We start from the raw sequence: 13,068 nt of genomic DNA on the forward strand, positions 1-13,068 counted from the left end.
AAGGGAAGGGAAGTGGTTTAAAACATTATTATTTTTAATGTAGATCTTTAAAAAAACTAATAAAAAGCACATGCCTTTGCATGTGCTTTTTATTAGTTAAATTAATTTAATTCCGCTAATTAGAATGATGGTTGCCATAATGGCTTGAAGCGGTCTTGAAGGCACTTTCGTTGATAAACGGCTTCCGATTAACACACCTGGAATAGATCCAGTTAATAGGTTAGCAGTCAACATGTAATCCACGCTTCCAAAGCTTGCATTTAAAATACCAGCCACCGTGACGAGAAGAAACGCGTGTGCAATATCAGTTCCAACCAGCTCAGATGTTTTTAGCTTAAATAAGTACAGCATCGCAATCGCAAATAATGAGCCCGAACCAATCGATGTTAGTCCGACAATGAATCCAAAGACTACGCCAATTCCGATTGTTAATCCTTTTTTCTGATTTAAGTCCATTTCCTGAAACCGATTTGGACGAATTAATTTATCAAAAAAGACGCGAAAGATAATTGAAATGGCAACCAGCGTCATGACGTATCCAAGAGCGTGCTTAATAATCGTTTCTTGATGCTCGTGAAAAGATGGAAATGCATGAAGTGTGACAATAGCCAGCACAGCGCTCGGAATACTTCCGAAAGCTAAATATTTTGCTAATTTAAAGTTAATGGTTCGCTGTTTGTAGTGCTGAGCGACTCCGAATAATTTTGTGATAGAATTGTAGACAAGATCTGTTCCTACGGCAATGGAAGGGTTAATGCCGAGTACAATCAGTAAAGGTGTTAATAAAGCGGCACCTCCAACCCCCGTTAAGCCTACAAGGGTTCCAACGAATAATCCCATTAAGGTAATTGATAGTTCCATATTTTGTCCTCCTACTCTCAAAACCAAGTACATTGATCTGATTATAGAGCATTGTAACTCATATGTAAATAAAATTCTGAATATTTTTAGTGAAGTTGAAAAGGTTTTCTTAGTCTTCACTATTTTAGGGAACGGACGATAAAGTCATAGGAAGTTATAAAAAAGTAAATAGAATACGTTTATTTATCTATGATTACGCTCTAATTTGTGTTACAAATGTAAATGCAATAAAAGAGTTTATTTTTATCTCATTTGAAAGACCGGTGAATGCATGAGTTTTGTTACGAAAGATTTGTTAATTAATTTTTTATTTATTTTATTGGCGCTGTTTTTAGTGCAGATGTTTTATTTGATCAAGTATGCTAAAAAAGTTCATTGGTGGAAAGATCACTATATCGCGGTATTTCCGATTTTAGCTATTACCTTTTGCCTTTTGTTTCCGGTTAACGGAGCTTATGTCCCGGATGACTATCGAATGGATTTACGAAGAATTCCTTATATTTTAGGAACGTTATATGGAGGCTGGCCGCTAGGAAGCTTGCTTTTCGTCTTTATTTTACTGCTGCGCTTGCTAATTGGCGGGTATGATGTAGGGTTTTTATCAACATTAATTGCTCTGCCGATTTTATCCATTCCTTTATTTTTCATAACAAAATACTTTTTACATTTCTCATTAAAAAATAGAATTATCGTGAGCACCTGTCTTAGTGTAATTGGTTCTTTATTAGCTATGCTTGTATCTATTTTTGTCTTACACGTCACAAGCATTCCTATTAGCGTGTGGGTTCAGTTCGCCGTTTTAGATGTGGCAGGCATGTTTGTGATTACCATACTGTGGGAAGCGATACGGGCAAATTTATTAGTGCTGCAGCGCCTAATGAAAGCAGAAAAGCTAGAAATTGTCAGTCATTTAGCTGCCAGCATCTCTCATGAGGTGCGAAATCCTCTAACTGCAAGCAGAGGATTTATGCAAATGCTGCAAGAAGATGAAAAAGAACCTGCTAAAAAACGCTACATTTCGATTGCTATTAATGAACTAGACCGCGCAAAAGAAATCATTGATGATTACTTGCTATTTGCCAATTCCGCACCAGAACGAAATGAAAAAATGAATATGTCAGAAGAAATTCATCACGTCACCCATATTATGACGCCTCTTGCCAATATGAACGGAGTCGCGATTGATTTTACATTCGATGAAGAAGTGAAGTTCTTCGTAATGGGAGAAAGAAGAAAGCTTCAGCAGTGTCTAATCAACTTATTTAAAAATAGTATTGAAGCCATGCAAAACGGAGGCACGTTAACTATTAAAGTAGGAAAAGAAGGCGGAGTTGTGATCGTTGATATTATGGATACAGGCTGCGGTATGACGCAAGAACAAATCAACCGGTTAGGCGAACCGTATTTTACAACAAAAGAAAAAGGTACGGGGCTTGGAACGATGGTATCTTTCAGTATTATTTATTATATGAAGGGAAAAGTAAGTGTGTCTAGCGTAAAAGGAAAAGAAACGTGCTTTTCACTTCAATTTCCCCTTTGTGAGTAAAGAGCAGCTTTAGGGCTGCTCTTTTTATATGCAAAAATTTTAAAAATAGATAAAAGTAAACTGATTATTAAAAAAGTATTGAATTTAAGAAATGAAAGCGTTACAATCTATTTAAAGTTATCCGAAACGTTTTGGAGGAATTTTGATTGACAACGATTAAAGATATAGCGCGAGTTGCCGGCGTATCTGTAACAACGGTGTCTCGGGCTTTAAATGGTTATTCAGATGTAAATGAAAAAACAAGGCAAAAGATTGCAGCCGTAGCAAGAGAGCTTGACTATAGCCCCAATACGTTAGCTCGAGGATTGGTTATGCAAAAGTCAAAGACAATTGGACTACTAGTTTCAGGCATCAGCAGAGAGAGCGTAAAAGATAATTTCACGTTTGAAGTATTGTGCGGTGTAAATGAGCGTGCATCTACTTTGGGGTATGACTTGATTTTATTTAATACAAACACGATGATGCAGCGAGAAAAAACGTATACTCAGCTTTGTCGAGAGCGAAGAGTGGACGGGGCAATTATTCAGGGCATCAAAAAAGAAGATCCTTATTTAAAAGAAGTAGTAGAAAGCGATATTCCTTGTGTTTTAGTTGATATTCCCGTCCATTCTAGTTCAGTAGGCTATGTCACCACCGATAATGCCTTGGGAGCTAAAAAAGCGGTTGAACATTTAGCGAGTCTTGGGCATCAGCATATTGGGATGATTAACGGACATGAAGACGCATTTGTCAGCCAAGAACGTCTCAATGGATACAGACAAGCCCTCAAAGAATGCGGTTTGTCGTTTCGGTCTGAATGGGTTGTAAGCGGAAAGTTTGAAGAAAAGAAAGCAGAGAAAGCTGCCAGTGAGCTTTTAAATAAGTATGAAGAGCTCACCGCTATTTTTTGTGCAAGTGATTTAATGGCACTGGGAGCATTAAAAGCATGCAAAGAACTTGGCCTTGATGTACCAAAAGACGTTTCGATTGTCGGATATGATAATATTGTTCTTGCTTCTTACTCGTCTCCAAATTTGACGACTGTAGGGCAGGAAGTATATCAGATTGGCTATGAAGCTGCAGATTTACTAATTGAGATGCTAGAAGGAAAAGAAACAAATATGAAGCGTTATCTTGATACACAGCTGATTATTCGAGAATCAACAGCTAAAAACCACGGCTAGTGGTTTTTATATAATGTAAAAACCGAAACGTTTCGGTTTTGTGTTTCGTTTTTCCAAAACGTTTCGGTGAAATTTAGGGGGATGGAAATGGATTACCGTGTGATTAAAGAAAATGACTTATTTTTACTAACAGATCAAGCAGGAAATATCACTGAAAACCATCAGTATGGTTTAGGGCTATATATGAAAGATACGCGTTTTTTGAGCAAATTTCATTTGAAAATTAACGGTACAGATCCTGTGTTATTGTCCTCAAGTGCCGACGAAAACCTGTTAGCCACAATTCTTCTTACTAATCCGCATATGGAAAAAGAAGGAGAACTATCGCTGTGGCGAGAGTCTGTAGAAATAGAAAGAAAGCGCTTTATATATGAGGGTATTTTCTATGAAAAAATAAAATTGAAAAGTTATTTTCCGAAAAAAATTGCTTTTACATTAAGTATCCAAGCAGATGTCGATTTTAACGATATGTTTATCGTAAGAGGTTTTCAAACTGGAAATGTCGGAAAACGAACAGGGCAAATAAAAGGGGAAAGCAGTTTAATATATACATACGAAGGATCAGATGATATCAAGCGTTCGACACGGATTTCTTGGGATAAAAAAGCCTCACACGTGTATGAACAAGGAGAGGTTATGTTTTCTTTCAAACTGAACCATCAGGAAGAAGAAGAAATTACATTAATGGTTCAGCCGCAAATGGGCGAAGACATCAATGAAAATATTTTATCAGCTGGTGAAGCATTTAGTTTACTAACGCAGTCATATAAAAAGTGGGAAAAATCTTCTACAAAAGTGACAACCGATCATCCGACAATGCAGCGCCTTATTACAAGAGGACTTAACGACCTGCGCGTACTGCTAACGGATGTAGGGTTCGGTGCTTTTCCTGTAGCTGGATTGCCTTGGTTTGGTGTGCCATTTGGAAGGGATAGTCTAATTGCAGCGCTTCAAATGCTGGCTTTTAATCCGGAAGTAGCAAAAGGAACGCTACGTACTATGGCAGCATATCAAGGAACGGCAAATGATCCATGGCGTGATGAACAGCCGGGTAAAATTATGCATGAAATACGTTACGGAGAACTAGCAAACACAAATCAAATACCTTTTACTCCATATTACGGAACAGTTGACGCGACACCATTATTTTTAATTTTGTTAACGGAATATGTGAAGTGGACAGGAGACTTCGAGTTTGTAAAAGAAATGCAAATGACTGTCGATGGAGCTTTGACATGGATCAATGAATATGGAGATCGAGACGGTGATTTATTTCTTGAATACCATCAAGAATCAAGTAAAGGAATTGCTAACCAAGGATGGAAAGACTCAGGGGATTCTGTTGTCCATCGCAGCGGTGAATATGCAAAAACTCCTATTGCTTTAGTGGAAGTACAAGGCTACGTATATCAAGCGAAAATGGGTATTGCTTCTTTGTATGATCAGTTAAACAAAACAAATGAAGCAAATAGTTTACGTGAAGAAGCTGAGCTGCTGCGTAAAAAGTTCAATGAAGCCTTTTGGATGGAAGACGTGTCATTCTATGCCATTGCACTTGATGAACATAAACATCAAGTAGGAACGATTACGTCAAATCCAGGTCATGTACTTTTAGCCGAGATGATGGATGAGGAGAAGCTGAACAAAGTAGCGGAAAGGCTAGTATCAGAATCTATGTTTTCGGGATATGGAATTCGTACAATGGCAGAAGGAGAAGCGGGTTATAATCCAATGAGTTATCATGACGGGAGCATTTGGCCGCACGATAACAGTTTAATTGTTCTCGGTTTGAGTAAAGCGAACAAGCAAACAGAAGTCAATAAAGTGATAAAAGGGCTGGTTGATGCAGCTGAGCATTTTGAATACGACCGCCTTCCAGAGTTATTCTGCGGCTATTCAAGTAACCTTGGCAAGCCTGTCAAATATCCCGTTGCCTGCTCACCTCAAGCTTGGGCAGCCGGCACGCCTTTAGCTTTCGTACAGGCGATGCTAAGACTGTTTCCTGATAGTACAGCAGGTACTATACAGATAAATCCTTTGCTCATAGACGATATGAATGAAATATCTGTAGAAAACCTTGTGATTGGCAGTGGGAAACTTTCATTAACGGTTAAAAAAGAAGAAAGCGAAACTATTATTTACGTGAAAGAAAATACGACAAAATACGAGCTTCTATCTCAATGTAAGGTAAGAAATTATGTAGGTTAATGTGACTTCGACCGCGGCTTATTAAGCGTCAATTAATAAGCCGCAGGTCAATGAAATGAAAGGAGACAGCTAATGAAGAAGTGGATACTCGCTTTAAGTTTGGTTCTGGCAGTGGCTGGAGCAGCTTTAACTGGATGTTCAAATGTACAAGAAGTTTCCGGGGAAAATGGTCAAGTCGAAATTGTATTAGCCGGCTGGGGAGGCAACCCAACAGAGACGAAGCTGCTTAATCAAACTATTCAAGACTTTGAAAAACTTCATCCATCAATTCATGTGAAGCATGAAGTAATCACTGATCAATACATGGATATTCTAAAAACGCGTTTAATAGGTGGAAATGGTCCAGATGTTTTTTATCTTGATGCACTTGAAGCGCCGGGTCTTATTAATACAGGGGTTTTAGAACCTTTAAATTCTTATGTAAAATCTGATTTTGATGTTCAGGATTTTGAGAAACCATTATTGAAAGCGTTTCAAAAAAATGGAGAGACTTATGGTTTTCCAAAAGATTACTCCACATTAGGCTTATTTTACAACAAAAAGCTATTTAAAGAAGCAGGAGTAGAAGTACCAAAAACATGGGGTGAGTTTAAAGAAGTTTCAAAAGTATTTAAAAAGAAAGGGATTCAAGCGTTTGGTGTCACGCCGGAATTAGCGCGTATCTTCTACATGGCGCAGGCAAACGGAGGAGACGTTGTAAAGAACAATAAGGCAAACTTTGCTACGAAAGAAGTCGTGGATTCTCTTCAGCCGCTCATCGATCAGCATTTAAAAGATAAAACGTCTGTACAGCCCTCTGATGTAGGCGCAAATTCAGGTACGGACATGTTTGCACAACAAAAAGTAGCTATGGTGATTGAAGGGAATTGGATGATTCCATTTTTACAGGAGTCCTTCCCAAAACTTGATTACGGTACAGCGGAAGTTCCGACAATAAACGGTCACAAAAATACGATGGCATTTACGGTCGCGTATGTAATGAATGCTGACTCAAAAAAGAAAAAAGCGTCTTGGGAGCTCATTCAGTACTTAACCGGGAAAGAAGGAATGGAAACTTGGACAAGCAAGGGTTATGCATTGCCAACAAGAAAATCCGTAGCGGATAAGCTTGGTTTTGCTGAAGACGAAAAACGAGGTCCATTAGTAAAAGGAGCTGCTTATGCAACTGTCTGGCAAGATGGTCCGTATTTGCCTATTATCATGAATAACTTTAATAACCAGTTTTTAAGCGCCTTTTTGGGACAAAGTGATTTAGAAACAGCTTTGAAAAAAGCACAAAAGCAGGCAAATCAAGAGATTAGTATTTATGAATAAGGCTCGGCGGGGGAGTGGAGGAAATGAAAGACGGAAAAATACGAACGTACAAACCTCGTGATGTAGGGCAAGGATATGCTTTTATGACACCTACACTGTTTGTACTATTGCTGTTTGTTATTGCACCTATTTTTTATGCCATCTTTTTGTCTTTACATAAAGTTCAATTGCTGGGAGGAACTGAGTTCCATTTTCGAGGGCTTGAGAACTACATGAAGGTTCTTGAAGATGAGAAAGCTAAAATTGCTCTTTGGAATACGGTGAAGTATGTAGTAATTGTTGTACCGGTACAAACCGCATTGGCACTTATACTGGCGGCCACATTAAATGCAGGGCTAAAAGCAGAAAAAGTTTTTCGCATTATTTATTTTTTACCTACACTTACATCATCGGCTGTATTAACGCTTATTTTTATGTGGATGTACAATCAAAATGGAATTGTGAACGAGTTTTTAAAGTTTGTTGGTCTTCCAACTTACAATTGGCTTGGAGATCCTCAGGTCGCTTTGATTGCCATTATGATTATGAACATCTGGGCAACAGCTCCATTTTTTATGGTTATTTATTTGGCAGCTTTGCAAGACGTACCAGATTCGCTTTATGAAGCAGCTCAGTTAGATGGGGCTAATGTATTTCAACGATTTTGGCATATTACAGTTCCGAATCTGCGACCGGTTACATCATTCGTAGTAATCATGGGACTGATTGGTACGTTTCAGTTATTTGATCAATCGTTTATTTTCTCAGGAGGTTCAGGAGGTCCTAATAACTCGACTCTGACTGTTGTTCTGCTTATTTATCAATATGCATTTAAAAATTTAGGTACTATGGGGTATGCTGCAGCACTAGCCTTTATGCTGGCGCTCGTGATTTTGGTGGCAACGGTTATTCAGAGAAAGTTTTCAAAAGAAGAAAGTATGTACTAAGGGGGGGAAGAAAAAGATGAAGAAAAAAACAGGAGTCCTCATTTTATATACGATTTTAAGCATATACGCGCTGATTACTCTGATTCCATTTATTTGGGCGCTGTCCGCTTCTTTTAAAACGCTAGAAGAAATTGTGTCAGGTACGGTGAACTTTATTCCGAAACACTTTACGCTAGACAACTATAAACAAATTTTTGTGGAACAAAAGCTGTTCCCTCGCTGGATGTTTAATAGCTTATTCATTGCCGTAGTAGGAACAGCTCTAAATTTGCTATTTAACTCAATGGCTGGTTATGCCCTTGCACGCCTCAGTTTCCCGGGAAAGAAAAGTTTATTTATTATTATTTTAGCGGTGCTTATGATTCCTGGACAAGTAACGATGATTCCTAATTTTTTAATTTTAAAAGAGTTAGGCTGGTTAAATACCTATCAGGGAATGATTGTACCGGGAATGGTAAATGCAACTTTTATATTTATGATGCGTCAATTTTTTATTAATTTCCCAAAAGAGCTTGAAGAAGCAGCGGAGTTGGATGGGTTATCGAAGTTTGGAACATTCTTCAAAATAGTCCTTCCACTTGCAAAACCTGCCTTAGCAGCACAAACGATTTTTGTATTTATGGGGTTTTGGAATGATTTTATGAAGCCTTTAATTGTGATGTCTGATGAAAATATGTTTACGTTGACTTTAGGTCTTAACACATTTAAAGGTCAGTATATCAGTTATTGGAACTATATTATGGCAGCTTCCATGGTTTTTACACTTCCAATTTTGCTCATTTATGCATTTTTTAACAAATATTTCATTAAAGGAATTTCGTTTACTGGAGGAAAATAAAAAAGAGGCTGGGATAAAAGTATTTTAGTTGGAATTACAAACGAACGATTAATTAAAAAATCATAATCGTTCGTTTTTTGTTGTTATGGTGAGCGTGAATTTCATATGTTTAGTTGCTTCTAGCTGTTGATTGAAGTTCACTCACATACTGATCAATCATCGTTTGCAGTTCCTCTAGGTTCGTTTTACTGTTGTTAACAGGCAGCTGCTTTAATGAATGAAGGGCACTATCCACAACAAACTTGCGTGGATTCGATTGTTTAAACATCTCTTCTTCAATAAAACTAATAAGCTCTGTGCATTTTTGACGTTCGAATTCATCCGTAAATTGTTTGTGAGCTTGCTTTTTTAAATCGATAAGTGCTGCGGAAATGTCCTGTTCTATTTGATTTTTAGTATTTGGGCAAGATGGAAGCCATTCTTTGATCGTTTGCGGATCGAGCAAAATGTCTCCTGAACTTGCTACTTCGTCTACAAGAGGAAGCAGACGCTTAACGCTGTAAGTTATAATCTCATGGGAATCAGTATTTGTACCGTTGACCATAAAATTATAGTGAAAGTTGCGGTGAAGCATGCCAAGAAACATAATTGCACAATCTAGCAGATAAGGTTTCTTTTCTTGTCCAAATAAATCAATAAACCGTTTGTAGAACCAGTTTACTTCAATGAACTGGGTTTTTTTTATGTATGCTTTTAAATCAGGATCATTAGAAACAAATACTTCTTCAAGTAACGTAAAAAATTTATGTTTGTGATGGTTTTTCATCTGCGCATCGATCTGTTTAATAAATACATCTACATCGGTCAGACTTTTACCAACCAGCAGCTGATTCCGCTCTTGTTCAGTTGTTGTATGAAGCCAGGTGAAAACAGCGATTAATAATTCGTTTTTTGAAGAAAAATAGTTGTAGAATGTTCCTTTTGAAATGCCGCTATAATCAATGATGTCTTGAATAGATGTAGCTTGAAATCCTTTTTCAACGAAGAGATGGTGTGCATTTTTTACAACTTGCTGTTTTCGGTTATTCATTATTATCACCTAAATATAAAATTAGACTCATGGTCCAACTTTATGATACATGATTTAAAGCGTTTACACAAATGTTCTTTTCAAAAAAATAGACGATATCACGACAATATATTGATATAAAAGGATTATAGGACTAAAAAAGTCGATAAAATAAAGGACATGAACGTAAGATTTTTCGCTTGCATAAATTGAACTCACAGTATAATATACTTTATGTAGAACGTGTGTCTAAAAAAATGAACTCGAAGTATAAGGGGGTACAATAATGAGTCAATCGATAAATCAAATGGAAAAGCCGCCTTATGGCATAATTGCTATTTTGTTAATTGGCGCTTTTATCTCATTGTTGAATGAAACGTTATTAAATGTGGCGCTTCCGTCTATTATGAAAGACTTAGATGTGACAACGTCAACTGTCCAGTGGCTTTCTACTGGTTATATGTTAGTGAATGGTATTATGATTCCAACTACCGCTTTTTTAATTCAGCGCTATTCTGTCAGAGGCTTATTTTTAACGGCGATGACTTTATTTACAGCAGGAACAATACTTGCCGGTGCTTCGCCCGTATTTTCTGTGTTGTTAACCGCTCGTATTATTCAAGCGTCAGGCGCAGCTATTATGATGCCGCTTTTAATGAACGTATTGCTCACAAGTTTTCCGTTAGAAAAACGCGGAGCTGCGATGGGGATTTTCGGTTTAGTTATGATTTTTGCTCCGGCAATTGGTCCTACTTTATCAGGGTGGCTAATTGAACACTATGAGTGGAGAATGCTGTTCCACCTTGTTACGCCAATCGCGGCAATTGTATTAATAGGCGCTTTCTTTCTATTAAAGGACAAAAAAGAAAAAGTGGAAATCAATTTGGATTTTTTATCTCTTTTGTTATCTACAATTGGATTTGGAGGACTTCTATACGGATTTAGCTCAGCAGGGGATAAAGGCTGGGATTCTATGGAAGTGTACGGCACCATTATCGTAGGAGCTGTGGCTCTGATTTTATTTATTACGCGTCAGTTCAAGCTTAAAACACCTATGCTTGAATTCCGCATTTTTAAATATCCAATGTTTGCTTTATCATCAACGATTTCAATGGTGATCACAATGGCATTATTCTCAGCCATGCTGCTAATGCCAATTTATGTTCAAACGGTACGAGGCATCTCTCCGCTTCATTCAGGATTACTAATGCTTCCAGGTGCGCTGCTAATGGGCGTGATGTCACCGATTACCGGAAAATTATTTGATAAATTCGGAGCGCGTGCACTAGCTGTAACGGGCCTAACGATTACAGCCGTTACGACGTATTTCTTCAGTAACTTAGAGCTTGATACGACGTATACAACGCTCATTACGCTTTACACGCTTCGCATGTTCGGAATGTCTATGGTGATGATGCCGGTTATGACAAACGGATTAAATCAGCTGCCACAGCGCTTTAATCCTCATGGTACTGCGATGAATAACACGCTTCAACAAGTATCGGGAGCTATTGGTTCGGCTCTTTTAGTAACGGTGATGTCAAACCGTACAGCTACGCATGCAAAAGAGCTCGCTCAAGATGCAATGAGCGGAGCGGGAGCAGCGAATGCAACCGCAGCCGGGGCAGCTCAAATGAAAGAACAGATTGGGATGCAGGCAATGGTACAAGGGATTAACGATGCGTTTGCCGTCTCAGTAGTACTAGTGGTGGTTGCCTTAATTCTTTCATTGTTTATGAAACGCGCAACGCCGGCAAGTGAAGATGAAGTGATAAAGGAAAAAGCAGGACGCGAGCAGTTCGCTAAATGAAAAAGAAATCCCCGCTGAGACAGCGGGGATTTTTTTAGCTTGTATATCTAAAACTTAAGCCCATTTTCTTTAATAATTTCCGGTAGCCGATGGACGTTTGATCAGCCATAATATGCGCTTCCATCTGCAGGTCTAAAGGCAAGTCTTCAGGTTTTTGGTTTTCAACCATTTCACGGTCTTCGTCAAAGACGCGAAGGTTAAAGTCATACACACCTTCAACGGGAGAATCTTTGTCAAAGTTTCGAGCGATTGGTGCGAATAAACGTGTTTCGCGGGCTGAAATAGGGGAGACTGCATTCATAATCCACAGCTCTGCGCCTTCTGGGAAGTATACTTTTAGCGTAGCTGTAAACGGCGGATAAACATCAAAGACGCGAAGCCATTTAAAATCAGGTGGATTTAAATGCTGCTGTTCTTTGGAATAATTGCTCACGGTGCTCGTATATTCTACATGAAGCCCATAGTCTGTTTCGCTTACTTTATATTTAGGCACAAAGGCGTTGTTTCGATCACCAAATGTGTCCGTGTGCACCCAAGCAAAATGAGCTACGTCTAAAAAGCCTTCCATTTGACGACCGGCCGAACCCATGATATCAAAGCTCGGACAAACAATTTGCTGAAAATCAGGGTCCTCCCACGCATCGAAGTAAGGCAGGTTATCTTGTTCTCCTGTCAGGGAAGTCCACACTAATCCAAATCGTTCAATAACTGGATAGACGGCCATACACAGGCGGGGAGAAATGTTGGCATCAGGGTGAGCTGGAATCGATGTACATGCGCCGTCCGTTGCATAGCGGAAGCCGTGGTAAGGACAGACAATTTCATCATCTTCCACCCAGCCCATGCTAAGCGGGGTGCCTCGGTGAACGCATAAATCACGAGCCGCTACTACTTTGTGTGTGGTACGGTATAGAACTAGATTTACGTCTAGCAGTTTTACCGACGTTGGTTTCTCTGTTACATCACTGCAGCGTGCGACGGGGTACCAATACTTAGCGAGCGTCGTCCAATCTTCCAGGCTGAACGTGCAGCCTCTTGGGTAGGGAGTTGCCGTTTTTGATTTGGTCATGGTTGGTTGTTGTTCCATCTATTTTCTTCCCTTCTTTTGTAAGCTCTTTTACTAAGGGTAATATAAAAAAAGAAAATTCACACAATTTATGTAAGGAGTTCTAACATAAAATATGGAACTTTGTAGAAAGTGAGAATTTCAAAAGATGCAAATTAGAGAATATACCAATAAAAAAGTTTAAAAAAGCGCTTCCTAAATGAATTTAAATGTGATATAATTTTCCAAGACGCTGGTGTAGCTCAGTAGGTAGAGCACTTGCATGGTAAGCAAGAGGTCGCAGGTTCGATCCCTGTCGCTAGCATACTAAAAAACCTTCTTTCTTGT

General features: G+C 38.6%; 10 protein-coding genes and 1 tRNA gene. 8 read left to right on the forward strand and 3 right to left on the reverse strand.

Features of this window, described 5'->3' with window-relative positions:
• Nucleotides 1–96 precede the first annotated feature (96 nt).
• On the reverse strand, nt 97–861 hold the full coding sequence (locus AC1VNJ_RS25975) for a sulfite exporter TauE/SafE family protein (RefSeq protein ID WP_025750122.1): 765 nt from the start codon (nt 859–861) through the stop codon (nt 97–99).
• A 271-nt stretch (nt 862–1,132) separates the two neighbouring features.
• On the opposite strand from AC1VNJ_RS25975, the gene AC1VNJ_RS25980 reads away from it, so the two are divergent.
• From AC1VNJ_RS25980 to AC1VNJ_RS26005, 6 genes are all read left to right on the forward strand, one after another.
• Nucleotides 1,133–2,407: an ATP-binding protein gene (locus tag AC1VNJ_RS25980; RefSeq protein ID WP_482641544.1), complete on the forward strand. Its 1,275-nt coding sequence runs from the start codon at nt 1,133–1,135 to the stop codon at nt 2,405–2,407.
• 146 nt (nt 2,408–2,553) lie between these two features.
• The gene (locus tag AC1VNJ_RS25985) at nt 2,554–3,570 is read left to right on the forward strand and encodes a LacI family DNA-binding transcriptional regulator (RefSeq protein ID WP_028415038.1); all 1,017 of its coding nucleotides are present in this window, start codon (nt 2,554–2,556) and stop codon (nt 3,568–3,570) included.
• 87 nt (nt 3,571–3,657) lie between these two features.
• Nucleotides 3,658–5,778, forward strand: a complete 2,121-nt coding sequence (locus AC1VNJ_RS25990) for an amylo-alpha-1,6-glucosidase (RefSeq protein WP_482641545.1) — start codon at nt 3,658–3,660, stop codon at nt 5,776–5,778.
• Nucleotides 5,779–5,850: 72 nt separating this feature from the next.
• Nucleotides 5,851–7,092 carry an ABC transporter substrate-binding protein gene (locus tag AC1VNJ_RS25995; protein WP_098626884.1) on the forward strand — a complete coding sequence of 414 codons (1,242 nt, stop codon included), beginning with the start codon at nt 5,851–5,853 and terminating at the stop codon, nt 7,090–7,092.
• A 23-nt stretch (nt 7,093–7,115) separates the two neighbouring features.
• Nucleotides 7,116–8,018, forward strand: coding sequence for a carbohydrate ABC transporter permease (locus AC1VNJ_RS26000; protein WP_034270586.1), 903 nt, complete (start codon nt 7,116–7,118; stop codon nt 8,016–8,018).
• A 16-nt stretch (nt 8,019–8,034) separates the two neighbouring features.
• Nucleotides 8,035–8,856, forward strand: a complete 822-nt coding sequence (locus AC1VNJ_RS26005; protein ID WP_014458643.1) for a carbohydrate ABC transporter permease — start codon at nt 8,035–8,037, stop codon at nt 8,854–8,856.
• 109 nt (nt 8,857–8,965) lie between these two features.
• Here the strand turns inward: AC1VNJ_RS26005 and AC1VNJ_RS26010 are convergent, their stop codons facing one another.
• Nucleotides 8,966–9,886 carry a TetR/AcrR family transcriptional regulator gene (locus AC1VNJ_RS26010; RefSeq protein ID WP_482641546.1) on the reverse strand — a complete coding sequence of 307 codons (921 nt, stop codon included), beginning with the start codon at nt 9,884–9,886 and terminating at the stop codon, nt 8,966–8,968.
• Nucleotides 9,887–10,151: 265 nt separating this feature from the next.
• Here AC1VNJ_RS26010 and AC1VNJ_RS26015 point away from each other — a divergent pair, with 265 nt between their 5' ends.
• Nucleotides 10,152–11,675, forward strand: a complete 1,524-nt coding sequence (locus AC1VNJ_RS26015; protein ID WP_482641547.1) for a DHA2 family efflux MFS transporter permease subunit — start codon at nt 10,152–10,154, stop codon at nt 11,673–11,675.
• Nucleotides 11,676–11,709: 34 nt separating this feature from the next.
• Here the strand turns inward: AC1VNJ_RS26015 and AC1VNJ_RS26020 are convergent, their stop codons facing one another.
• Nucleotides 11,710–12,762 (reverse strand): aromatic ring-hydroxylating oxygenase subunit alpha, encoded by a 1,053-nt coding sequence (locus tag AC1VNJ_RS26020; protein WP_014458646.1) that lies wholly within the window; start codon nt 12,760–12,762, stop codon nt 11,710–11,712.
• Between the two features lie 210 nt (nt 12,763–12,972).
• Here AC1VNJ_RS26020 and AC1VNJ_RS26025 point away from each other — a divergent pair.
• Nucleotides 12,973–13,045 (forward strand) — tRNA-Thr (locus tag AC1VNJ_RS26025).
• The last annotated feature ends 23 nt before the right edge of the window (nt 13,046–13,068 follow it).

The sequence above is a fragment of the Priestia sp. 3CA3 genome (genome assembly GCF_056836725.1).

Bases quoted from the DNA above. Each gene is read 5' to 3' on its own strand.
- AC1VNJ_RS25975 (WP_025750122.1), bottom strand. From the start codon at position 861: ATGGAACTATCAATTACCTTAATGGGATTATTCGTTGGAACCCTTGTA.
- AC1VNJ_RS25980 (WP_482641544.1), top strand. From the start codon at position 1,133: ATGAGTTTTGTTACGAAAGATTTGTTAATTAATTTTTTATTTATTTTA.
- AC1VNJ_RS25990 (WP_482641545.1), top strand. From the start codon at position 3,658: ATGGATTACCGTGTGATTAAAGAAAATGACTTATTTTTACTAACAGAT.
- AC1VNJ_RS25995 (WP_098626884.1), top strand. From the start codon at position 5,851: ATGAAGAAGTGGATACTCGCTTTAAGTTTGGTTCTGGCAGTGGCTGGA.
- AC1VNJ_RS26000 (WP_034270586.1), top strand. From the start codon at position 7,116: ATGAAAGACGGAAAAATACGAACGTACAAACCTCGTGATGTAGGGCAA.
- AC1VNJ_RS26005 (WP_014458643.1), top strand. From the start codon at position 8,035: ATGAAGAAAAAAACAGGAGTCCTCATTTTATATACGATTTTAAGCATA.
- AC1VNJ_RS26010 (WP_482641546.1), bottom strand. From the start codon at position 9,886: ATGAATAACCGAAAACAGCAAGTTGTAAAAAATGCACACCATCTCTTC.
- AC1VNJ_RS26015 (WP_482641547.1), top strand. From the start codon at position 10,152: ATGAGTCAATCGATAAATCAAATGGAAAAGCCGCCTTATGGCATAATT.
- AC1VNJ_RS26020 (WP_014458646.1), bottom strand. From the start codon at position 12,762: ATGGAACAACAACCAACCATGACCAAATCAAAAACGGCAACTCCCTAC.